This window comes from Roseovarius sp. CAU 1744 (genome assembly GCF_039839345.1).
Lineage (GTDB): Bacteria > Pseudomonadota > Alphaproteobacteria > Rhodobacterales > Rhodobacteraceae > Roseovarius.
In genome coordinates this window covers 45,620-68,440 of sequence record NZ_JBDOQV010000007.1, presented here as the reverse complement: position 1 = coordinate 68,440, position 22,821 = coordinate 45,620, and the positions used below count along the sequence as shown (strand labels likewise).

Below are 22,821 nucleotides of genomic sequence, written 5' to 3'. Positions count from 1 at the left end.
TGAGATAGGGCTATTCACCCGGGGTTGGGATTGGGGTGTTTGATGGGCGTGTTGCCATCCGGTGATTTGTCCGGCGCAGGATGATCCGTTTCCAGATCACGAACACCGCTGGAATAACGAAAAGCGTCAGGACCGTAGCGGTCGCCATGCCGCCGATCATCGGGGCAGCGATGCGTTGCATGACTTCCGAGCCGGTGCCGGTGCCGTACATGATCGGAATGAGCCCGGCAAAGATCGTGGCCACGGTCATCAGCTTGGGCCGAAGCCTCAGAAGCGCGCCCTCGAAAACGGCTTCTTCGATGTCGTCACGAACCAGGGGCCGCCCTTCTGCCTGCGCGGCCTTGACGCGCTTGTCCCAAGCAAGGTTGAGATAGAGCAGCATCACAATCGCCGTTTCCACGGCCACCCCTGCCAATGCGATGAAGCCCACCAGTACGGCAACAGAAACGGCATAGCCGAGATACCATATCAGCCAGACACCCCCCGCCAACGCCACGGGCAAGGCCAGCAGGATAATGGCCACTTCTGTCACCCTGTTGAAAGCCAGGAATAGCATCAGCGTAATAATGAGCAGCGTAGCGGGGGCAACAATCGAGAGTTTTTCCTGCACGCGTTCGATGTATTCGTATTGCCCCGACCAAGAGAGGGAATAACCCGGTGGCAGCTCGACCGCCTGCGCCACATAGGCACGCGCCTCGGTGACATATCCGCCCAGATCACGGCCCGCGATATCGATGAAGACAAAACCCGTGCGCCGCGCGTTTTCAGACCGGATCATACCCGGCCCATCCACCAGCTTGATCTCAGCCACGGCAGAGAGCGGAATATGCGCGCCGGAGGGTGTTACCATCGGCAGATCGGCCAGACGATCAGGGCTGTCGCGCCAGTCGCGGGGGTAGCGCAGGTTGATCGGAAACCGCTCCAACCCTTCGACGCTTTCGGCAATGGTCTGTCCCCCGATGGCTGTTTGAACCACCTGCTGCACATCGACAATCGACAGTGCATAACGGGCAGCCGCCGCGCGGTCGATGTCGATCTCGATATAGCGCCCGCCCACGGGCCGTTCTGCATAGGCCGAGGTGGTGCCCGGAATGTCCGCAACCGCGCGTTCCACGGCCACAGCGATCTCTTCGATCACATCCAGATCGGCTCCGGAGACCTTTACGCCCACCGGCGTCTTGATGCCGGTGGCCAGCATGTCGATCCGGTTCTTGATGGGTTGTATCCAGACGTTGGTGACACCCGGCACCTGCACGCGCTTGTCGAGTTCGGCCCGAATGTCATCCATGGTGATGCCCGGTCGCCATTCCTCCTCGGGTTTGAGCTGAATAGTGGTCTCGATCATGGTCAATGGTGCAGGATCGGTGGCGGTATCCGCACGGCCCAGCTTGCCATGCACATTCTCGACCTCGGGCACTTCGCTGATCAGGCGATTGGTCTGTTGCAGCACTTCGCGGGCCTTGCCGATGGACACACCGGGATAAAGCGAGGGCATGTAAAGAAAGTCCCCCTCATTCAACTCCGGCATGAACTCGGTGCCTAGGCGCTGTGCGGGATACCACATCGAAGCCACCAGCACGCCCGCCAGTAGCGTCGTCGCCCAGGGCCACGCCACTGCCGCGTCAAGGAAGGGGCGGTACATCCATTGGCACAGCACATTAAGCGGGTTGCGCCGCTCTGGGATGATCCGTCCCCGGATGAAATACCCCATCAATACGGGCACCAGCGTGACCGACAGGATTGCTGCCGCCGCCATGGCGTAGGTCTTGGTAAAGGCCAGCGGTTTGAACAACCGCCCTTCTTGTGCCTCCAGAACGAAGACCGGGATGAAGCTGACCGTGATGATGGCCAGCGAGAAGAACAGCGCCGGTCCCACCTCCGAGGCGGCATCACCAACTACCTTCCATCGGTTTCCGCGTGTAAGTTTTCCGTCTTCGATTTTGCGATGCATCGCCTCAATCATCACGATGGCCGCATCTACCAACGCACCAATGGCAATGGCGATGCCGCCAAGCGACATGATGTTGGCATTCACGCCCTGCATGCGCATCACAACGAAGGCTGCAAGCACACCCAGCGGCAGGAACAGCACGATCACCAGCGATGACCGCAAATGCAGCAGGAACGCGCCGCAGACGAGGATGACGACGAGGAATTCCTCGGTCAGCTTCTTTTTCAGGTTCTCTATCGCCCGCTCGATCACGCCAGACCGGTCATAGGTGGTGATGATCTCGACACCCTCGGGCAGAGAGCCTCGCAGTTCATCCAGCTTTGCTTCTACTGCCTGAATTGTCGTTAGCGCGTTTTCACCCCAGCGCATGATCACGACGGCCCCGACGGCATCGCCTTCGCCGTCAAACTCACCCACACCACGGCGCATCTCGGGACCAAGGCGAATTTCGGCAACGTCCCCTAGGGTCAGGGCTGCGCCCCGTTCATTGACCATGAGCGGAATGGCGGCAAGGTCGTCCAGCCCGTCCACATAGCCCGTCGCGCGGACCATGTATTCAGCTTCGGCCATTTCGATAACACTCCCGCCCATCTCGGCGTTGGCCATTTCTATGGCCTGCAAGAGTTTAGAAAGCGGAATGTCGAAGGCGCGCAGCTTGTTGGGGTCAACAACGACCTGATACTGTTTGACCATGCCCCCGATGGTAGCCACCTCGGAGACCCCATCTATGGTCTGCAACTCGAACTTCAGGAACCAATCCTGTATTGCACGAAGCTGCGACAGGTCATGTCCGCCTGTCCGGTCGATCAGGGCATATTGGTAAATCCAGCCTACGCCGGTCGCATCCGGCCCCAGTTCCGGGTTCACACCTGCTGGCAGGCGGGATTGCACCTGTGCGAGGTATTCCAGAACCCGCGAGCGCGCCCAGTAAAGATCGGTGCCATCCTCGAAAACGACGTAGACATAGCTGTCCCCGAAAAAGGAAAAGCCGCGCACATCCACAGCGCCCGGCACCGCCAGCATGGCTGTGGCAATGGGATAGGTCACCTGATCCTCAACCACTTGCGGGGCCTGCCCGGCATAAGGGGTTTTAACGATCACCTGTACATCGGACAGGTCAGGGATCGCATCCACCGGCGTCGTGCGCACAGCCCACAGACCCGACGCGCCCAGCATGAGTGCCAGAACCACCACGACAAAGCGATTGGCGATAGACCAGCGGATTATCGCAGCGATCATGACCCGTCCTCCGCCAGGCCCTGCAACGTCAAGGACATATCCTCGCCCTGCACAAGCAAAAGGCCGGTTTCCTGCCCCAAGGGTATCGTTGCCGGATCAAGCGCGCCATCTAAGGCAAAATCCATGGTCATACCCGGCATGCCGATCTCGGTGATCGGTCCGTGGGTGACATTGGCGGTGGATGTCTCAGGGTCAATACTATTGACCACGCCCATAACCTTCATCGGTTTGGCCATGGCCTCGAACGTTTTCAGAACCATGTTCATGCCATCAGGGCGGGCAAATGTCAGCGACACTTCCTGATCAAGCGGCAGCTTGGTTAGGTCCAGTTCCTCGGCCAGATCGAACGCCATCATCATCCCGGGCATACCGATCTCGGCAATCGGACCATGGGCAATCATTGCCTGGCGGGTTTCGGGGTCGACGGATTGAATGACACCGTCCACAATGATGGGCCTGGCGGCAGCCTTCGCCACGCTTTCGGCGGGCGCTTCCTCGGCCATCATGTTCGCTGCGGCCCCTTCAGGGCGCACCCCAACAATGACGTAAAGCCCGTCCTCTCCTTGTGCCAAGTCGAACTCGACATTGGTGTCTAGCGGAATATCTGCCGGATCGACACCGGCCAGGTCCATATCCATCTGCATGGCAGGCCAGCCAAGCGCCGGGATCGGCTCGTGGCTGATGCTCAGCTTGCCCTCAGGCGTTATGGCGTGGACCATTCCCATGCCGGTGGCATCCACCCCGTCATCCCGGCCAAGCACGCTGATCGCCAGCAGGCCATCGGCGCCCCGGAACACCTTGAACTTCACCTCGTCTCCGGAGGTCAATTCATCTAGAAAAACGTCCGAGCGAACGGCAAACTCCGTCTCCAGCGCGGGCCAATCCAGCGTGGGGATGGCCTCATGCCGGATTACCGCGCGACGGCTCTCGGGCGCAAAGGAGATCAGCACGCCCCGAGCCTCGACAGGGTCTGCCTCGGTCGGCGCAAAGCGCAGTATCCCGGCGTTCAAAGCGCTTTCGCTGTCGATCAGGAACTGGGCTGAGGCGACCACCTCGTCCCCAGGGGCAAGGCCCTGTTCAATCACGGTGCGGCCATTTGCGCCGAATCCGTCCCGCAGGCCAGTGGCGACAAGGCGCGGCCGGAACGTGCCCTCATCGGTTTTCAGGATCACACGCTCGGCACGACCTGTGCGGATCACCGCCTCGGAGGGAACCGTTAGAGCCTCTTGTGTCTCACGTGGCTTAAGGGCGACGGTGGCGAACATATTAGGTTTAAGAATACCCTCGGAATTGTCAAAGCGCAGGCGCACGCGTAGCGTCCGGGTCATCGTATCAAGTTCGGGGAAGACGTAATCGATCTCTCCGGTAAAGAGCCTGTTGGGAATATGCTCGAACCGCGCCTCGGCCAGCATGTCCAGCGATAGCCGCCCGATATCGCGCTCGAAGACGTCGGCAAGCAGCCATACCGTGGACAGGTCGCCCAACGTCATCGCACGGGTGTCTGGTTGCAGATACATGCCATCGGCGGCCGTCAGGTTGACAACCACGCCATCCTGCGGGGCGTAGTATCGGATTCGGGCCGCTGGCGCATCGGCCTTGGCCATCTCGTCGATCTGGCGCTGGTTCACGCCGAAATTCCGCAGTTTGGTGCGGGCGACGTTGATCTCGTCCGCATCCTTCCGCTGGGTTGCACGCATCAGCTCGGAACTGGCAATAGTGATTTCGGGCGCATAGAGCTCAAACAGCACGTCGCCTTGTTTGACGGCATCGCCCTCAGCGCGGACCTCAAGTTGTTCAATCCAGCCTTCAACGCGGGTGTGAATATGACTGGTGGCGTGTTCGTCGTATCCCACGAACCCAACCGTCTCGATCCGCCGCGCGATATCCTGCACGCGGGCCACAGCAGTGCGGACACCAATGGTATTCACCTCCGCTGCGGTTAGCGTGACGTCTTCCGGATCGCCAGAAGGTTCATCGCCGTCATAGACCGGGACAAGATCCATCCCCATGGGCGATTTACCGGGCCCCTCTTTGCGGAAATTAGGGTCCATCGGCGCGACCCAGTACAGAATTTGTGGTCCGGCCTCGGTGGCCCCCATCGCCATCTTGCCGCGTTCCCGTTCAAGCCATATTCCGCCCGCGATGCCCGCACCGAGAGCCAAGATCGTCAAGGCTACGTATCTTCCACGCATATCGTCGTCCTGTCTTTGACGCGCAGGCACAATATGTCCGCGCAAAGAAAGCCCGAGTGGCTATGCACGAGGGCTGTTTGTCAGAAGATCAGACGTGTTTTGGGGGCTTCTTGGCGTTTTCAGGTTCTGCCTTGCCCAGTTGTGGGTTGGCAGAGCTAGTGTACTTGCACGATACGGGATCAGCCAAAGCAGACACATTAGGCGTATCGGCCCCACCCATGTGGCAACAGGCGATCATCGGGCAGTTCGCGTGCCCATCATGTGCCTGGCCGTGTCCGACTGAGGACATATCATGGTTCGCATGGTCGCCCGTCGCATGTGAAGAATGGTCCATGGTCTGCGCACTCAGCGTGATGCCGGATGCATCCTTCATCATGGCGGCATGGGCTTGGGCCATGCCATAGCTGCTCAGTGATACACCGAGGACAACAGCAAACAGAGTTGCTTGCGCGATGAGCCAGTTAAAGAGACGCATTTTGGTGTAATACCAATGTTTTGCATCAATTCCAAGCGTCAACTCATAACCTGCGTCAAGAACGCATACAATTTGCTGTGAGCACCGTTTTCCCAGCCGCCACCCAAAAAAATCCGATCTTGACATTCCCCCTACTGGACCGTCTAGCGTAGTTCTCCAAACAGGGCTTTGCCTCTCGAAGTCTTGTTCAAACGGGCCAATCAGCACCTGGGAGTGACCATGAAGTCTTTGCTTCTAGCCTTTCTTGTAACGCTTAGTCCGATTGTGGCATTGGCCCATTCCGAAATGCAACAGACCACCCCGGCGGATGGTGCCGTCCTAACCGAACTTCCCGCTGAAATCGCGCTGAACTTCGCTGACAAGCTGCGTTTGACAGCAGTGAAAGCCCACCATTCCGATGGCGAGACCCAAGCCATTGACCTCAGCAGCTACAAGAGTTTTGCGGATGAGTTCGTATTGCCCATGCCGCCGATGGGAGACGGCTCATATGAAATAGAATGGCGCGGGTTGGGGATGGACGGGCACGCCATGCAAGGCACGTTCAGCTTCGAGGTTCAATAGCCAGTGCCAGATGCTTGGGCGCTCGCGGCGGTCGCCACCAAAGCCCTGATGTATTTCGGAATTCTGACCAGCGGTGGTTTGGTGTTGATCCGCCTGATCTTTGCATCTGAGATCGCCAGTGTCCTCTCAGCTATGCGCAGGTTTGCGGTCTTTTGTGCCTTGGTCGGGATCATCGCAGCTATCGCAAGTTTTGCACTGCGCGGCGCGGCGCTGACCGGCGATGCATCAGGTTTGATCGATCCCGATATGCTGGGCCTTATGTGGCAAACGCCGGTTGGCACGGCCCTGGTGTTTCGGTTGGCGGGATTGGTTCTGGTGCTCGTCGGACTTTTGATCGGCGGTATAGGGTGGAGCCTGGCCGGGATCGGCGCACTCATATCGGTTTGGTCTTTTGCGAGTATTGGACATATCTCGGACGGTGACGCGTTTTGGCCAAAACTCCTGCTGATGGCGCATCTGGTCGCCGTATCATTCTGGATTGGTATTCTGTTGCCCCTGAAGCGGTTGTCCAACGATTCAGATCGCTTGGAAGCCGCAAGCCGTTTAGGTCATCGTTTCGGTCAAATCGCAACCGCTGTCATTCCAGTCCTGATCGCTGCTGGATTGGCCTTGGGTTGGGTGCTTCTCGGCTCATGGGCAAACCTGTTCACAACGACCTACGGGCTCGCTCTCATAGCAAAGCTGTGCGTTGTTGCCTTACTGTTGGGCTTGGGCGCGTTGAACAAATTGCGCCTTGTTCCAAGGCTGGTTTCCGAAGGTGCTCCTGCGGCGGCCCACCTTTCCAAGTCCCTTGCACTTGAATGGGTCGTGTTCGCTATGGTATTGTTCGCCACTGCTGTGCTGACGACGGCCTTTGCCTTACCAGGAGCGCATTGAGCGCAACGCCTGTTTACGTCCTGTTCCTGTCGCTCAACAATTTCGCAGCGTTCGCGCCAAAGTCTGCTTTCGTGGGCGCATCCCGATTTTGGGATACGCCCGGTGCTCAAAATTACTCGTCGCGAACAATGGCGCTGTAATCACCGCGAAGTTGAAGCGTCACGGTAACCGCCTCGTCATCACGGTTGCGCCAAAACCAGCCGTGGTCTCCGGCGAAGGGCGTTTCAAAGCTACCTGCGCCCACGGTCTTGCCGCGACCTTTCTCGTAGGTCACGTTTTCGCCGCTTGCGTGGGCATGTAGGTCAAAGTTGATCCGACCGCCTTCGGAACTCCATTCATAGAAGAGCGTCGCACCTTCTTCCATTGTGGCCTTTATCTCGGTGAACTCACCCGGTGCGAGGGTGAAGGTGATCGTGTCCTGCCATGCTTCCTGAGCATGGGCCGTTGAGATAAAGAGCCCTAAGATGTCATTCATCAAAGAGGATTGATCATCGTTGTGTAGAACTGCGTCAGCCTCTGCTTCTGCCTTGAGCTCCTGCTTGATCGCGCCCATCTCGGTCAAGCCGAGGATCGTGCCAACGCCTGTGGGGTCTTGGCCCAATTCAGCGGGTATGTAGACCATTACGCCAAGGGCAACGGCCCCGATGCCAGCAATGATGGATGACCGACGAAGTTGCGCGCGTGAGGGCAGGTCTTCGAGATTTGGTTTTGGTGCATTGTGCATGTTCTTGTTCCTTTATGTGCTGGCCAAGTACCCTGCGACCTGAACATAGGTCAGCATGATACCGAGAAGGACCATGATCCAGTTGGCATAGGTGGCCTGAGCCATGAAGTTTGCGCTGCGCCGCCAGTATCCCATAACAATCAGGATGACGAAGAGCGCCAGAAGTTGGCCGACCTCAACACCGACATTGAACGCGAGAAGGTTGGCCAAGAGGCCGTCTTTCGCAATCTCATATTCGATGATCTTAGTGGCAAGTCCGGTGCCGTGGAACAGGCCGAAGATCAACGTCGCGGCTTTGGTATTGGGCTGGAACCCGAACCATTTTTGAAACGCCCCAAGGTTATCGAGCGCCTTGTAAACCACCGACAGACCGATGATCGCGTCGATGATGTAGGCATTGATGCCCCAGCCGAACCACACGCCCAAAAGCATCGTGACCGAGTGACCGATTGCAAAGAGGCTGACGTAAATCGCCACGTCCTTCATGTGGTAGAGGAAGAATACGACGCCCAAGAGGAACAGGATGTGGTCGTACCCCGTGATCATGTGTTTGGCGCCGAGGTAGATGAAGGGAATGATATGCACTCCCCAAATCTCTTGTATGTAGCCTGCATCACCGGGGGTGACGTCATGGGCCAGGGCTGCGCTCGCTGATAGAGCGAGCGCCGATAGAACGAGGAGCGCGAAACGCATCGGTATGCGTCTCACACCCTCAGTGAGGATGTTCATGGAATAACTCCGCTGTAAGATAGGAATGATCGTTGCTGAGCGGCAAATGCCGCTTCGATCATGCACGCGGAGGTCGGTCTATTCGGAAGTAGCGCGAGGGGCCGCTGCTTGACCCCATGCTCAGCAAGACCTCGCTGAACTCTGCCACAGGGTCACTGCGTTGGCCTGCCGAAAGGAAGGCTTGGCTGTGGTCATGGTCTGCCACGTCGTGGCTATGACCATGCATCGCCCATTGGAGGTCTTCCTCAAACCCATGAGAATGACCATGATCCTCAACGATTTCCAAATGATCTTGAATGGTCTCAAACACAATCGGCGCATGGGTGAAGGATGGCGAAACGGACCAGATGACAAGCGCTAGGCAGGTCATCGCTGCGGATAGTGTCCTTCCAATGGTCTGTGCGCGTCTCATGGGCTTACTGCTCTCTGCGGCTGAATACCACATTTTCTGCAAAGTACCGCCGGGAGGGCAAACGAGCAAGGTGATGGTAGTAGGTGGTCATTCTGACGCCGACCGGAGCAGATGCCGCATCACGTGGCTCGGCTAACCGGATGCACCTCAACGGTGGTGTGCGAGACGTCATCGATGCTGTTGAGTACAGTTTTATACTCCGACACCTCTCTGGGAGTCTCAGAAGCAATCGAAGCAATGACCGAATAGTGGCCGGGGCCGATCTGCCAGATGTGCAGGTCTGTAATCTTGTCCGTGCCCGTCTCGATTTCCTTACGCACTTTTGCTTCGATGTTCCCATCTTGAGGGACGCGATCCAGCAAGACTCCGCCTGCGTCTTTCATGAGACTCCAAGACCACCGAGAAATCACAATCGCGCCGACAATCCCCATCACAGGGTCTGCCCAGAACCAACCGTAGGCACGGCCCAGAAGCAGGGCGACAATGGCCAAAACTGATGTCAGGGCATCCGCCAAGACGTGCAGGTACGCGGCTCGAAGGTTGTTATCCTGACCATGCCCATGGTGATGCTTGTGTTCATCGTCGTGGTGATGGTGCCCATGGCTATGGCCATGATGGTGGTGATGATGATCGTCACGCAGCAACCATGCACTCAGCAAGTTCACGAGCAACCCGATCACCGCAACCAAGATGGCTTGGTTAAAACTGATCGGCACGGGTTTCATAAGCCGTTGGAAACTCTCCCAACCAATCAAAAGCGCGATCAGCGCCAAGATCACGGCACTGGCAAATCCGGCAAGATCACCGACTTTCCCGGTGCCGAACGTGAATGCACGATTGCTCGCGTTCTTACGTGCATACCGATAGGCCAACACAGCGATCAGCATTGCAGCGGCGTGCGTGGACATGTGCCACCCATCGGCAATCAGCGCCATCGAGCCAAACCAATGCCCGGCTGTGATCTCCACAACCATCATTGTGGCCGTCAATGTAATGACCAGCCACACCCTTCGCTCGTTCCGCTCTTGTTCAGCACCCAAGAAGACATGCTCATGTTCAAGCGAGGTGGCGGTCTCCTGGCTCATCTCTTGGCCTTGCTGTACAGTCTCGCCCGTCATTTGAGATACGACTTAAGAATCTGGATCATTTCTTCCGCACCCTTTTCGCGCGCCATGTCATCAGTCGCCCCGACAATGTGATTGCGGAGATGCTCTTCGAAGATTTCGTTTGTCAACCCAGTCATGGCTCCACGAATGGACGCGATTTGCCGCAACACTTCTGTACAGTCGGCGTCTGCCTCCAAGGCGCGTTCAACGCCCTCGACTTGTCCTTTGATCCGCCGCAAGCGCGCGATCAGCTTTGAATTGTCATGACTGAGATGGGCCATCTATCCCTCCAAGTATAGTATAGGGGAGTATATTATAAACTTTGTGACAGGCAAGTGTCAGCAGTGTGCTATGGACTAAGTCGAAATCCCCGAAAGCGGGCATTCGTGCGTCTTGCAGCATCGGTCAAAGAGGGCTCGTTTGAGACCTTCGCGGCATCCCGCCCCAACGTCGGCAATGGTGTGAAGGGGCGTCTGTGCGCAGATGTTTTGGTCATCCCCATAATGTAGAGATCTCAAGAGTCTTATCGTCCGGGAAGTTTTGCTGTAACGTTCGATCATCGCGTGAACGGGGAATCCGAGTTGAAACAGCCTTCAGACCGCAAACAGGCTTGCGACAAAGTCAATCTGTCCAAGGTCCATTCTCCCTACCGCCGATCTCGGGTCGCTCTGAGCGTTGCAGCTATGCCGAGAGACCTAGGCGAGCTTCTGGATAGGCGCCTCGAGGACCATCGCCGTGACCGGTGAGATGACGTCCCATGATGCCTGGTTTCGGTCCAAGGTGAAGGAGGCACTGAATGACCAGCAGGCCGCGACACCGCATTCCAACGTGATGAACCTTGTGCAGGCGGTGATTGATGAGAAGCGCCGCCAACAGTCTTGAACAGTGCGTTCTGTTCTTACCTGGTACCTTCGTGCGTTTCGGGGTGTTTTGGTGGGTTGCCGCCGCTTCTTCTGTCAAAAAATTGTTTGCCGATCGGCTGCGTGACTTAGCCTTTGATTCCGACAAGGGCGGGTCGCGCTCGTGATCTGAAATTCTGCACTCACTCTCGTTGCCCAACCTCCGTCATAGCTTTCGGCGGAAACCCCAAAAAGTGTAGAGCGGGCTTTTTGTCCTTTGGAACTCAGACCCTGATCCAAAGGAAAATCCCCATGTCCAAACCCAGAACGGCCAACCCGGCTCTCGCAATCTCCGAAGCCGATCTCGCCTCTGCGCTAGCGCTTATCGGCACAGAGATCCACCACCAACCCCTGCGCAGTTCAGCGCTGGCGCGCATCATGCGCGAGACGTTTCATGGCAGCGATGCCGGGGGTGCCTGGGACTGGCGCATGGCCTATGACCTGATGCAGGCCGCTGCCGTCCAAATGCTGCTGCGCGGCGACGGCGCGGCAGGTGACATCGCCGCGGCAAGGCTGCTTGCCTCACGGCTCCTGACGGAAACCCGCCGCTCCGAGCAGCAGATCCGGCTGCAGCAGTTTTCCACACCGCTGGCATTCGCGACCATGGCGGTGCGGGCCGCAGCGATCCGCAAGGGCGAGACCGTGCTGGAGCCCTCGGCTGGCACCGGTGCCCTGGCTGCTTTCGCCGCCCGGGCCGGTGCCACGCTTCTGCTCAACGAGATCGACCCCTTTCGCCAGCGCCTCCTGCGCGCGGTTTTCGGCGGCGAGGTCACAGGCCATGACGGCGAGCATATCGATGATCTGCTGCAGACGCCGGTTCTACCCGACGTCGTGGTGATGAATCCGCCCTTCGCCTCCTCGGTCGACCGCTCCCGGGACAAGCACATCGCCGCCAAGCATCTCATTGCGGCTGCAAAGCGTCTGGCACCCGGCGGGCGGCTGGTGGCGATCATGCCGCCGGGATTCACACCCGAACGCGATGCCGCGCATTGGTCCCGCGCCTGCGGCCTCCTGACGCCGCGACTGGCGTTGACGATGCCGGGGCAGGTCTACCGCAAGCTCGGCACCTCTGTCGAAACCCAGCTCATGGTCTTCAACAAGGTGCAGGACGACGGCGAGATGATCCGCGCCAGGGTTCAGGATCTGGAGGAAGCCCTTCCCTTTGTCGACGCCGTGGCCGCAAGCCGGCCTGAGAAGCGCCCCGCCCAACGGGCGGCGACAAACCCTCATGCGCGATCGGTCGGTCCAGTACCTGTCACGCGCAAGCGCCCAGTTGCCACAGTCGCCGCCTCCAAACCCCGCGCCAATGCTGCCATCCCGCTAAGCTTCACAAGTCTTGAGGCTCCGCGCGACAACACGCCCGTCTCGGACATCTATGCGCGCTACCGTCCGCAGCGGATCGAGATCCCGGGTGCGCAGGAGCATCCAACGCCGCTTGTCGAAAGTATCGCCATGGCCTCTGTCGCGCCGCCCATGCCCTCTGGCGCGGCCAGTTCAGAATTGCGCCTGCCTGCCAGGCTGATCGAGGATGGGCATCTCTCCGAGGCACAGCTTGAGACCATCATCATGGCACATGATGCCCATGGGCGCGACCTGCCAGGACGATTCACCATCGACGACGACCAGACCAAGCTGACGCGCGCCGATGATAACCCGGATGCACGGGCCTATCGCCTCGGCTATTTCCTCGGCGACGGCACCGGGTGCGGCAAGGGGCGCGAATGTGCGGGGCTGATCCTCGCGGGATGGCTCGCCGGACGCCGTAAGGCCGTCTGGGTCTCCAAATCCGCCACGCTTATCGAGGACGCGATCCGCGACTGGACTGATCTCGGTGGCTCGCCCGCCGACATCCAGCCGCTCTCGAAATGGAAACCGGATCAGCCCATCCCCATGGGCGACGGCATCCTATTCGTCACCTACGCCACGCTGCGTTCGGCGGGCAAATGCGGCACCTCGCGGCTGAGCCAGGTCCTCGACTGGATGGGCGCGGGGTTCGATGGTGTTCTGGCTTTCGACGAAGCCCATGCCATGCAGAACGCGGCCGGGTCCGAGCAGGGCAGGGGGGGCAAACCCTCCCAGCAGGGCCTTGCTGGCCTGCGGCTGCAACTGGCGGCACCCCGGGCTCGCGTCTTTTACATCTCGGCCACGGGTGCCACGAGCGTGCACAACCTCGCCTATGCCGCGCGGCTGGGGCTCTGGGGGCAGGGTCCCGAATACCCCTTCCCAAGCCGCGAGAGCTTCGTTTCTGCGATGGAAGCCGGCGGTGTCGCCGCCATGGAGGTGGTCGCGCGCGATCTCAAGACGCTCGGCCTCTACACGGCCCGTGCCCTCAGCTTCGATGGGGTGGAATATGATGTTCTAGAACACGCGCTGACCCCGGCGCAGATCGAGATCTACGACGCCTATGCGGGCGCATTTCGGACGATTCACCACAATCTCGAGGCGGCACTGACGGCAACCGGTGTCAACGATGCCTCGGGGGAGACCAATGCCTCGGCCGCACGCGCCTCGGCCAAGTCCCGGTTTGAAAGCACCAAGCAGCGCTTCTTCAACCATCTCCTGATGGGCATGAAAGCCCCGACCATCATCGGCGCCATCGAGGATGACCTCGCGGCGGGCAACGCCTGCATCATCCAGGTGGTCTCGACGGGTGAGAGCCTGTTGAAGCGTCGGCTTGAAGCGATGGAGCCCGAGGACGAGCTGGTAGAGGGTGCGCTGACGCCGCGCGACTATGTTCTGGGCTACCTCGAACAGGCCTTCCCGACCCATGCGCAAAAGCTCGTGGAAATCGACGGCAACATGGTGGCCGAGCCGCTCAGGGACGAGACCGGTGCGCTGGTGGTCTCGCGGGAGGCGCTCGCCCTGCGCGATGCGGCCATGATGGAGTTGATGACGCTCGCTCCGATCCCCTCGGCGCTCGATCAGATCCTCTGGGCCTTTGGCGACGAGGCTGTCGCCGAGGTCACGGGGCGGTCCATCCGGCCCCTCAAGGCCGCGGATGGTCATCTCTTCATCGAAAAGCGCAGCCCCAGCAGCAATTCCTCCGAGACCCAAGCCTTCATGGATGGTGAGAAGAATATCCTGATCTTCTCCGATGCAGGCGGCACGGGCCGATCCTACCATGCGGCGCAAACCGCGAAGAACCAGAAACGGCGGCGGCACTACCTGCTGGAGCCCGGTTGGCGCGCCGATGCGGCCATCCAGGGGCTGGGCCGCACGCATCGCTCGGCCCAGGTCAGCGCACCGTTCTTTCGGGTCTGCACTTCGGACGTGCATGGCGAGAAGCGCTTCACCTCGACGATTGCCAAGCGCCTCGACCAGCTGGGGGCCCTGACCAAGGGCCAGCGCGAAACCGGCTCGCAGGGCATGTTCCGGGAGGAGGACAATCTCGAAAGCCCGATCGCGCGGGCGGCGCTGCGCGGGTATTTCGCCGATCTTGCCGCCGGGCGCGCCGAGGCGATGAGCTACGAGAGTTTCACCGACTGGACAGCCCTGCGGCTGATCGACAAGGACGGGGTGCTTCTCGAGGAGCTTCCCCCGATCCAGCGGTTTCTGAATCGGGTGCTTGCCCTTCCCATCCACATGCAGAACGCGCTCTTTGGCGAGTTCATGCGCCGGATCGCTGATCAGACCGAACGCGCGCGGGCGGCGGGCACGCTCGATCTCGGCGTCGAAACCCTGCGCGGCGAAAAGATCGAGCAGGTCTCCACCGAGGATCTCTGGACCTGCCCGAAATCCGGCGCCGTGACGCGGATCATCGGGCTGGAGGTCACCGACCCGGTCCACGTTCTTGGGGCCGAAGAGGCCATATCGCGCAATCCGGATAAGCTGCCGATGGTTAATCGCGCCTCCGGCCGCGCGGCGCTCATCTCGGCGCGCCCCATGCAGATGTATGACGAGGACATTGTCACGCTGATGCGCAAGGCGGTGCGGCCCAATGGCTCCAGCTACCTCGAAGAGACGCGCTTCGAGTCCTCGGCCTGGGAAGACATCGGAAGGCCCGAGTTTGCAGGAATTTGGGATGCCGAGGCTGCGTCCCTGCCAAAAACCACCACGACCAAGCTCTACCTGCTGACCGGGCTGCTGCTGCCGATCTGGAAGGATATTCCGACCACGAATGAACGCATCTACAGGGTCACGCCCGATGGGGCGACCGCCATGATCGGGCGCACGCTGAGCGAAGAAGGGGCGGCCGCGCTGCGCGCCCGCTTCCTCGTCTCCAATCCGCAAACACCGCAGGAGATTTTGAACGTTGCCCTTGGCACCACGGCGCCGGTCGATCTGGGCCGGGGTCTGACCCTGACCCGTCGCCGGGTCGCAGGCGAGATGCGCCTTGAGTTGGGCGGCGCCGACAAGGGCATGATCGACGGCCTCAAGGCCCTCGGCTGCTTCACCGAGATCATCGCCTTCCAGTTGCGGGTGTTCCTGCCGCATGGGGACGGGATCGACGCGGGAAGCATTCTGGCCCGGATCGTTGGGCAGGGAGCCGCTAGAGCTGCAGAACAAGCCGCCTGAAAAGTGAAAGAGGGCTTTGGGTCGGGCGGCGTGGATCGGGATTTGACCGGTCTGCGCTTTCCGGGCGCTGGCAGACCAATGCCAAGCCCGGCCCCCCAACTCCAGACAAGAGGACAGGCCCATGACCAATCCCCAGATCGATTATGCCGCACTGGCGGCTCAGTGGCGTGCAGAGCGCGAAACCACCTTGAAGGCATCCCGAGCGGAGCTGATCGCGCAATTGCGCGCGCTTGGCATCAGCGAGGTCACTGCCGAATACGAAGGTTATGGCGACTCCGGCAATGTTGAGAATGTGACTGTGCAGCCTGCGGAGGTCAAACTGCCGGAGGCGCTTGTCACAGAAGTTGGCGATTTTGCCTGGTCGCTCGCCTATCACCATCACCCGGGGTTCGAGAACAATGAGGGCGGCTATGGCACGCTGACCTGGGACATCGCAGCCGACAGCATCACGCTAGATCACGCGGACCGCTATGTCGAATGCGCGCACAGCTATGACGAGGGGCTTTGATATGGCGCATCCGCTTCATCATGCCGAAAGCTCTGCCCGGAAATTCGGCGGGGTGCCATCTGACTATCAGTCTGTGCACGATTGGTTTGACGCCTCGAAAGAGCATCTCGCGCTCTTCACGCACCGAGCCATGCGCCACCACGCTCAAGGCCTTTTTGAGGCCGAACGTGTCTTCGGCTTGACCCTGACCAATAGCGCAGGTCGGGACATTCCCGTGCGCTGGATCGGCGAGCAGCATGTCCGCGAAGACTGTCAGGGCCGCATCCCGAGCATGGCGGACTGGCTGCGACGGATTCAACCCGAGCCATGGATGGCCAATGGCCATATCAACCGGCATGTCGGCTCCGAGCCCTCCGGCGACCCAAGGGTTGCCTGGGCCTCCGAGGTCGCCGCCGGAAGAACGGTTCTTGGCCTGAAGGATTGGATGGCGGCGCACGCGACGCAAGCCACGCAAGGTGCCTGACAGCACTCGGCCGTTTGCCGAACAAATGCTGCATGGAAGCCCGGTTGGACGACCGGGTTTCTTGCGTCGTTTCCCCACCATTCTTCGTAAGGAGGTTCGCATGACACTCGATGAAATCAAGGCCGCCGTCGATGCCGGCCAGACCGTGCATTGGGCCAATACCGGCTACGTTGTCCACAAGGACCGGCTTGGTCAGTACCTCATCACCTATGTGCCGAACGGTAGCTGCATCGGTCTGACCGACCGGGGCGGGCACGGGTTGAACGGAAAAGAGGCGGAGTTCTTCATCGCGCGATCGGAGGACTGCGCGGAAAATCCGGGCAGCCAATCAAGACCAGACGGGCAGGGGAGGTGCGTGGCACCCGGAGGCGCGGGGGCATTCCCACTCGGACGGCAGCTCTGACCCGTGGGCAGGGCTGAAAGGAAAGCGAGCTTTCTGATTTGTGATCCCAAGAGGGGTCGAGAAAGCAATCCCGGATGCGTTGGCAAGAACGTCAGGCACCGGCTAATCCAAAAGGAACCATCCCATGTTCGCAGGAACCCTCACCCGCAATGTCGAGACCGCAGCCGCTCAGTACACCGGCATGATCCACTCGACGCGCTTTGACATCGCCATCCAGTTGGAGGCGCGGGCCAAGATGTCCGAACGCAGCCCGGATTTTGACGTGACGGCAGTCAACAAATCAGGCCGCAAGGTGCGCATCGGCACGGCCTGGAACGAGACCGGCAATACCAGCGGCAACCCCTACATCTCGATGCAGATCGATGTCGGCTTGGGCCCCTTCCGGGTCAACGCGGTGCAGACGAAAGAAGCGCGCGCGACCCAAAGCGGCGAATTCGAGATCATCCCGCTGGTCTCGAACGGCCTGATGAAATCCGGCTCGATCTCGGGTGAGCTGACCGCCATGGACGCTGACAACGCCTTCACCGGTTATATCGCCAACATGATGTTCGATCTGGAGTTCATGTTGATCGAGAACAGCTACAAATCCGAGGAGACCCACCCGGATTACCGGATCGAGGTCAGCTCGCCCCGGGGCACGCCGATCCGCGTCGGTTCGGCGTGGATGGCGAAAAGCAGCCGCACGGGCAATGACTACCTGTCGCTGCTGATCAACACGCCCGATGGCGACCTGCGCGTCAACGCCGTGCAGAACGAAGAACAGCGCGGCGGGCAGACCTTCTCGATCATCCCGTTCATCGACAGCGGTGATCAGCCGCAGGACGCCGGCGCGGGGCTCTCGCTGGTCGCCTAATTGGCGCGCGAGGGGAGGACGATCTGAACACAAAGGGGAACCGTGGGATCACGGTTCCCCTTTTGGCGTGTTTGTTTGGGTATATGATTGCTCTACCCGTTAGGCAGGGTTTTTGTGGCGTTGGAAGGCATGCCAAAATAAATATTAACTCTACGGCTACTATTTGGTCAGCCAATCTCCATAGGCATCGATATCAATCATTGGTACGGTGCCGCTGAACTGGAGGCGTGAGATCAGCGCAAACAAGAAGGCTGTTGCCGGTTTCGACCCCTCGACAAGGTCATATTCGCCCTCTTGGTCGAAAAGGAAATGCCCGTGGGACGCTACACACCCGATGTCCAACCGTCTATCGCCAGCGCCTTCGTTGAGTACCTTCTCGAAAGATGCTCCCAAAGGAGGCTTCCACTCGCTCTCGAAGGTCAGAAGACCACCAATAATAGGAATGAGTTGTTTTGGTGGATAGACCCCACCAGCGTGTGGGATCGGTAGACTGGTCCGATGCAAGCTTCTGACTGATGCGACCTTGTCTTGAGCATATTTGACAAGATTTGCGTCTGCCGTCTGCTTGGCCTCGAAAACGGCATAAACACTCTCAGCCGGGACAATGAGTTGCTTCTCGTACGTGAAAATAAAAGGCGAGTACTGGCGGTCAAAAACGACAGCATCAATCTGGTCGCTGAAATTCCCAGTGCTATCGACGACGTGCGCGCTCGCAACCTGATATCTTTCGGGCAGGTACTGGGCGAGCAAATCAATCCAAATGGCTTCGCTTGCATCGCCTTTTGTACCCGGATGCTTGAAGGACTTCCGCGCTGTCGACAGCCGATGCTGAATATCCTCGTGCAACGACGATAGAAGCAGTGATAGAGACCACTCAGCCATTGGTTTTTCCTTCTAAGACAGCGGGAATTTTGGCCCGAAGAAAGAGCGCCACGCTTTCAGAGCGTCCCCGTTCTTGCCCTGGCGCGCCAAGTGGATTGCGGCAGCGATGTCGCGGTTCGCTTGATCCAGAATTGTCTGGGCGCGTGTTACCATCGCCGCGTCCATTCGATCGCTGACAGAAGACCCGAGCCCGGCCGGATCTGGCCAATCCTCGTGAATTCGGTCGCGCAACGTAGCGAAGAATGCTTGGATTTCGCGATCGTGTGAGCCGCCCCACCCGCCATGTAGACACTCCATCGCCATGACCTCGATCAGAAAGGATGGCTTGATAGGTTTTTCTCCATGGCGGACGTTTTGGTTCCAGTACTTCACCATGCGCACTAGGCCTTTCCACTCATTGCCATAGGCTTGGTGGGCCGCAACAGCCTTCTGTGCATGGATTTCGGGATTTGTTCCCATCCACTTCCCGGTTGTGTTGTTGGGGATCTCGTAGTCGTCTCCGTTTGCGAATGCGGGCACGGCATCCACGCTTACAACCCGGTAGTCTGTGTTGTCGTCTGAATCGACAACAACACCGAAATCTACACCTACGGAGCGTCCCTGTTTCTTGACGGCGCTGCTTCCATAAACGTCAACCAACTTATCGTAGAACGCGGTCAGTATCTTGTCAGGGTGTTTGTCTCGATAGTGGTCCTCGTCCTTTCCAAGAACGAAGAAGATATCGACATCCTTGAGTGGTTTGGACTTGGTCCAGCGGGCATAGCTTCCAGTCAAAAAGCTACGGTCGATCTGAAAGGCTTTATCCAGGTGCTCGCGAACTTCCTTCTGCCGCTTGGATGCGTTCTGCCGCTCACTCTCGTTCAACTCCAGTCGGCTTTTGAACTTCTTGAATGCGTCCGGGAGTGAAATCATGATGCCTGCCTCCAATACGATGCAGTCGCTCCCAGACCATTGTGTTCGATGGTGGAGCCAAGGCTTTGACGAACCATACCGTCCGTAGAGCGAGCAGTGGTTCGGTACCAACCAGGGACATCAGGTCGTCCAGGCTTTGTACGTAGAAGGAGGTCATACTTGGCGCTTGCCGGTGCCACGCCCGCTTTGCGAATTGCCCAACGGAGTTGATCGGTGTCCGTCCAGAAGTTTCCATCTCCAGCAGACCAACTGTAGGCCACGTCAATGTCCCAACGCAGGATCAAATTATTGGATGCCGGATCGTATATCTCCAGTGTGATCTTCTCGAGGTCTTCGCTCTCCAACCATACCTTAATGCCGCGCATGTTGATTTCCGTGTCATTCACGAAATTCGTCGGGTCCATGCCACTCAGACGGATAATGTCTTTGAGGCTCTTGAGGATGTTATCAGCCACATAGGTGACAGACTGGGTGCGGGAATATGTGATGACCGATGTCATGGTTTCAACAACCCCTCAAGATCAATTTCGAGCGTAGCACCCTGCGAATTGTTGGCGGTATCTTGCTTTTTGGTTTCGTTTTTGTCGCGGGCTGTGATGCGCTCACTTTTCTGTTTCAAACTCGATTGAACCCAACCGAGGTCATCGGGCTCACAGGGCAGCGAAATCGACCAATCACCTTTTAACGGGTCAAACCCGAGAACGTCTTCGTTCACGTCCGACCCATCGATCGCATCGTCATCGTATAGACAGTAAATGCGCGTCTGCGGTCCCTCACAGCTGACAATGATTGGCGAGTTTTCGCAGGCTTTGTCCGCAATTATGCTGCTTGCAATACCAGCGACACTGCCGAGTTCTTGCTGCGCTCCGGTATTTGTCCGGGTGAGCAAGGCGCTGATGGCGGCCCATGTCGCGAAGGCGTCGCGATGCGGAGAGCTCCGGAATGTTCGGCGGGTTACGGTCGGCATCACTTCCCCCGATTTGCTTTTTTGTTGGTTTGGGCTGATTTCGCGGCTGCTGCCAACTGCGACAGTGTTAACGAACCAGGATTCAGGGCCACCTGAGTGTTCGAGGCGAGCGCGTTTGCAACGGTTTTTCGGATCGCCCTTCCGTCAAGGCCGACGAATTCGCCGGCACAGGTATCGAAGCTACGGTCTCTGGTAAGCTCTTCTACCTCAGGATACGTGCTGCCTAGCCCCAACAGACATTCCCGCAAAATGGTCTTGCAGGCTTCCTTTGCAGGAAGGGGGACTTCAAGAACCAGATCGCATCGGGAAACGAAGGCATCGTCCACCGCTTCCGGGTAGTTACTGGTCGCCACAAACAGCAGGTTTTTGTGGGATTCTGCCAGCAGGTCAAGCTGAACCAGAACGGCGTCCGTGGCTCGATGAATGTCGACTGGGTTGGCATCGAGACTGAGCCTGGACCGGTCGACCGCAAGTGTTTCCACCTCATCTAGCAGCACAATCGTTGGGCCTGCATTGGCAAGCTCTGAAAGGGTCTGCGCGAAGAGGTCGGAAACCGCCCGCTGCGTTTTCCCCATTGCGGAACTCGTCAGGCCATGCGCTTCAACCTCGACCAGTTGGAAGTTGCCTCCCTTGAAAGCCGCTGCTGTCCGGTTGGCCAAGCCTCTTGCAAGTGACGTTTTGCCTGTCCCTGGCGCGCCAACTAAGAGGATAACGCCATGGAGCGGCAACACGGCTCGGCTCATCTTTGGTCGCATAGTGAAATTCAGAACCGCCTGAGAGAGCAGGTGCTCCTTCATCTCGGCTTCGACGATGATTGAGTCCCAAAGTTCTGCCAGGCCGGGGTCCGGCAGCGCCGTGATCTTCTGAATTCCTTTTGGCAAGTCGCCCGCAAATGGCGCGTTCATGACTGCTTCCTCGCTTCTTTGCCTCTCTAGCGCCTCTTGGGGCGATTGGGCGGTTTACAAATTTGCCTTCCGTTTGGCCTCGTGTTACAGAATAGGGACAAAAAGCCGCGCTTTCAAGCGTTGTAGTTTACAAAATATCAATCATATGGGTGAAATGTAAACCACCCACTGGGAGGACGCTATGATTGGCAAGAGACTCAAAGGAGCCCGGGCGGCATCTGGCCTTTCGCTCCGTGCACTTTCCGATGCCATGGATAACAAGGTGTCCGCTCAAGCCATAGGCAAGTACGAGCGCAATGAAGACATGCCCGGATCGGGCGTGCTGCTGAGTCTTGCCCGAGCACTCGAGGTCTCTGTGGATTTCCTACTGAGCGATGACGAGCTTGAGTTGGAGGGCGTAGAGTTTCGCAAGTCAGCCAGCTCGTCGGCCAAGGAGATCGCGACGATCGAAGCCAAGACGCTCAATATGGTTGAAAAGTACCTGGCTGTCGAAAGCTTGCTGAATCTTTCGAGCCAGGAGTGGGATGCCCCGCACGAAGCGCCCTACTGGGTGACCGATGTTCGTGATGCAGAGGACGCGGCTCGAAACATGCGTGCCTCTTGGCAGCTTGGTCATGACCCGATTCCAATGCTTGCCGAACTCCTCGAGGAGCACGGGATCAAGGTGTTGTCTCTGGACGTTGATCGTATCGATGGCCTTGCGGCCAAAGTCCGTCGAAAAGAGCATCACTCCGCGCGGGTGATCATGATCAAGAAGAAGACCTGGTCTGAACGGAAGCGCTTCAGTTTAGCTCACGAACTGGGCCACATGGTTCTTAAGGTCGCCGAAGGGTGCGATTCAGAACGCGCCGCAAATCGATTTGCTGGTGCGTTCCTCGTTCCGGCAGAAGTGCTACGGCAGGAGATTGGTGCCCGCAGAACGGACATAAGCATTGGTGAGCTCATTAGTCTGAAGGATCGGTTTGGCGTCAGCATTCAAGCGCTGACGTATCGATGCAAGGATTTGGAGATCATCAACCAGGCAACATTTGCGCGCCTTTTCAAGGTCTATAAGCAACGAGGTTGGCGGGATGAGCCGTTCGAGGAGCCGAATTCCATTCCTTGGGACCGAGAAGAACCGGACCGCTTTCAAAGGTTGTGTTTTCGTGCCCTCTCCGAGGGGTTGATTGGGTTGTCTCGTGCGGCTGAGCTTCTCGAAATACGAGTAAAAGAACTGGAAGAACGTTTGGACCACATGGCATAGTCGCTG

The 22,821-nt window shown here is 58.6% G+C and carries 22 protein-coding genes; 10 read left to right on the top strand and 12 right to left on the bottom strand.

Features of this window, described 5'->3' with window-relative positions; all coding sequences use genetic code 11:
• Positions 1-10: 10 nt before the first annotated feature.
• From AAFO92_RS14995 to AAFO92_RS14985, 3 genes are all read right to left on the bottom strand, one after another.
• Complete coding sequence (locus AAFO92_RS14995) at positions 11-3,190, bottom strand: efflux RND transporter permease subunit (protein WP_347536484.1); 3,180 nt, start codon at positions 3,188-3,190, stop codon at positions 11-13.
• Positions 3,187-5,361 carry an efflux RND transporter periplasmic adaptor subunit gene (locus tag AAFO92_RS14990; RefSeq protein ID WP_347536482.1) on the bottom strand — a complete coding sequence of 725 codons (2,175 nt, stop codon included), beginning with the start codon at positions 5,359-5,361 and terminating at the stop codon, positions 3,187-3,189. The genes AAFO92_RS14995 and AAFO92_RS14990 overlap by 4 nt, the downstream gene beginning before the upstream one ends.
• Positions 5,362-5,470: 109 nt before the next feature.
• Positions 5,471-5,983: a hypothetical protein gene (locus AAFO92_RS14985; protein WP_347536480.1), complete on the bottom strand. Its 513-nt coding sequence runs from the start codon at positions 5,981-5,983 to the stop codon at positions 5,471-5,473.
• 93 nt (positions 5,984-6,076) lie between these two features.
• Between AAFO92_RS14985 and AAFO92_RS14980 the strand changes: the two genes are divergently transcribed.
• Both AAFO92_RS14980 and AAFO92_RS14975 read left to right on the top strand, forming a co-directional pair.
• Positions 6,077-6,418 carry a copper resistance CopC family protein gene (locus AAFO92_RS14980; RefSeq protein ID WP_347536478.1) on the top strand — a complete coding sequence of 114 codons (342 nt, stop codon included), beginning with the start codon at positions 6,077-6,079 and terminating at the stop codon, positions 6,416-6,418.
• Positions 6,419-6,421: 3 nt separating this feature from the next.
• A complete protein-coding gene (locus AAFO92_RS14975) occupies positions 6,422-7,294 on the top strand; it encodes a CopD family protein (RefSeq protein ID WP_347536476.1) in 873 nt (290 codons plus the stop codon).
• 112 nt (positions 7,295-7,406) lie between these two features.
• On the opposite strand, the gene AAFO92_RS14970 is transcribed toward AAFO92_RS14975, so the two are convergent.
• From AAFO92_RS14970 to AAFO92_RS14955, 4 genes are all read right to left on the bottom strand, one after another.
• On the bottom strand, positions 7,407-8,018 hold the full coding sequence (locus AAFO92_RS14970; protein ID WP_347536474.1) for a transmembrane anchor protein: 612 nt from the start codon (positions 8,016-8,018) through the stop codon (positions 7,407-7,409).
• Between the two features lie 12 nt (positions 8,019-8,030).
• The gene (locus AAFO92_RS14965) at positions 8,031-8,747 is read right to left on the bottom strand and encodes a HupE/UreJ family protein (RefSeq protein ID WP_347536472.1); all 717 of its coding nucleotides are present in this window, start codon (positions 8,745-8,747) and stop codon (positions 8,031-8,033) included.
• Positions 8,748-9,278: 531 nt separating this feature from the next.
• Positions 9,279-10,244: a CDF family Co(II)/Ni(II) efflux transporter DmeF gene (gene dmeF / locus AAFO92_RS14960; protein WP_347536470.1), complete on the bottom strand. Its 966-nt coding sequence runs from the start codon at positions 10,242-10,244 to the stop codon at positions 9,279-9,281.
• Positions 10,245-10,273: 29 nt separating this feature from the next.
• On the bottom strand, positions 10,274-10,546 hold the full coding sequence (locus AAFO92_RS14955; protein ID WP_347536468.1) for a metal/formaldehyde-sensitive transcriptional repressor: 273 nt from the start codon (positions 10,544-10,546) through the stop codon (positions 10,274-10,276).
• Positions 10,547-11,000: 454 nt separating this feature from the next.
• On the opposite strand from AAFO92_RS14955, the gene AAFO92_RS14950 reads away from it, so the two are divergent.
• From AAFO92_RS14950 to AAFO92_RS14920, 7 genes are all read left to right on the top strand, one after another.
• Entirely contained in the window at positions 11,001-11,147 is a 147-nt protein-coding gene (locus AAFO92_RS14950; protein WP_153218031.1) for a hypothetical protein, read from the top strand.
• Positions 11,122-11,292 carry a hypothetical protein gene (locus AAFO92_RS14945; RefSeq protein WP_249994553.1) on the top strand — a complete coding sequence of 57 codons (171 nt, stop codon included), beginning with the start codon at positions 11,122-11,124 and terminating at the stop codon, positions 11,290-11,292. Before AAFO92_RS14950 ends, AAFO92_RS14945 begins: the two co-directional genes overlap by 26 nt.
• A 124-nt stretch (positions 11,293-11,416) precedes the next feature.
• Positions 11,417-15,679 carry a strawberry notch-like NTP hydrolase domain-containing protein gene (locus AAFO92_RS14940; protein WP_347536465.1) on the top strand — a complete coding sequence of 1,421 codons (4,263 nt, stop codon included), beginning with the start codon at positions 11,417-11,419 and terminating at the stop codon, positions 15,677-15,679.
• A gap of 121 nt (positions 15,680-15,800) precedes the next feature.
• Positions 15,801-16,187: a DUF6878 family protein gene (locus AAFO92_RS14935; protein WP_106207807.1), complete on the top strand. Its 387-nt coding sequence runs from the start codon at positions 15,801-15,803 to the stop codon at positions 16,185-16,187.
• Between the two features lies 1 nt (position 16,188).
• Positions 16,189-16,650: a hypothetical protein gene (locus AAFO92_RS14930; RefSeq protein ID WP_106207806.1), complete on the top strand. Its 462-nt coding sequence runs from the start codon at positions 16,189-16,191 to the stop codon at positions 16,648-16,650.
• A gap of 100 nt (positions 16,651-16,750) precedes the next feature.
• The gene (locus tag AAFO92_RS14925) at positions 16,751-17,053 is read left to right on the top strand and encodes a hypothetical protein (protein ID WP_106207804.1); all 303 of its coding nucleotides are present in this window, start codon (positions 16,751-16,753) and stop codon (positions 17,051-17,053) included.
• Positions 17,054-17,177: 124 nt separating this feature from the next.
• Positions 17,178-17,906 (top strand): DUF736 family protein, encoded by a 729-nt coding sequence (locus AAFO92_RS14920; protein ID WP_106207802.1) that lies wholly within the window; start codon positions 17,178-17,180, stop codon positions 17,904-17,906.
• Positions 17,907-18,065: 159 nt separating this feature from the next.
• Here the strand turns inward: AAFO92_RS14920 and AAFO92_RS14915 are convergent, their stop codons facing one another.
• From AAFO92_RS14915 to AAFO92_RS14895, 5 genes are read right to left on the bottom strand one after another with little or no spacing between them, the layout of a single operon-like run.
• Complete coding sequence (locus AAFO92_RS14915; RefSeq protein ID WP_074839947.1) at positions 18,066-18,788, bottom strand: DUF6602 domain-containing protein; 723 nt, start codon at positions 18,786-18,788, stop codon at positions 18,066-18,068.
• A 12-nt stretch (positions 18,789-18,800) separates the two neighbouring features.
• Positions 18,801-19,700 (bottom strand): CBASS oligonucleotide cyclase, encoded by a 900-nt coding sequence (locus AAFO92_RS14910; protein ID WP_074839948.1) that lies wholly within the window; start codon positions 19,698-19,700, stop codon positions 18,801-18,803.
• Complete coding sequence (locus AAFO92_RS14905; RefSeq protein ID WP_074839950.1) at positions 19,697-20,200, bottom strand: HORMA domain containing protein; 504 nt, start codon at positions 20,198-20,200, stop codon at positions 19,697-19,699. Before AAFO92_RS14905 ends, AAFO92_RS14910 begins: the two co-directional genes overlap by 4 nt.
• Entirely contained in the window at positions 20,197-20,667 is a 471-nt protein-coding gene (locus AAFO92_RS14900; RefSeq protein WP_106207796.1) for a hypothetical protein, read from the bottom strand. Before AAFO92_RS14900 ends, AAFO92_RS14905 begins: the two co-directional genes overlap by 4 nt.
• Positions 20,667-21,572: an AAA family ATPase gene (locus AAFO92_RS14895; protein ID WP_074839955.1), complete on the bottom strand. Its 906-nt coding sequence runs from the start codon at positions 21,570-21,572 to the stop codon at positions 20,667-20,669. The genes AAFO92_RS14900 and AAFO92_RS14895 overlap by 1 nt, the downstream gene beginning before the upstream one ends.
• A 181-nt stretch (positions 21,573-21,753) precedes the next feature.
• Here AAFO92_RS14895 and AAFO92_RS14890 point away from each other — a divergent pair, with 181 nt between their 5' ends.
• Complete coding sequence (locus tag AAFO92_RS14890) at positions 21,754-22,815, top strand: XRE family transcriptional regulator (protein ID WP_074839957.1); 1,062 nt, start codon at positions 21,754-21,756, stop codon at positions 22,813-22,815.
• Positions 22,816-22,821: the final 6 nt, after the last annotated feature.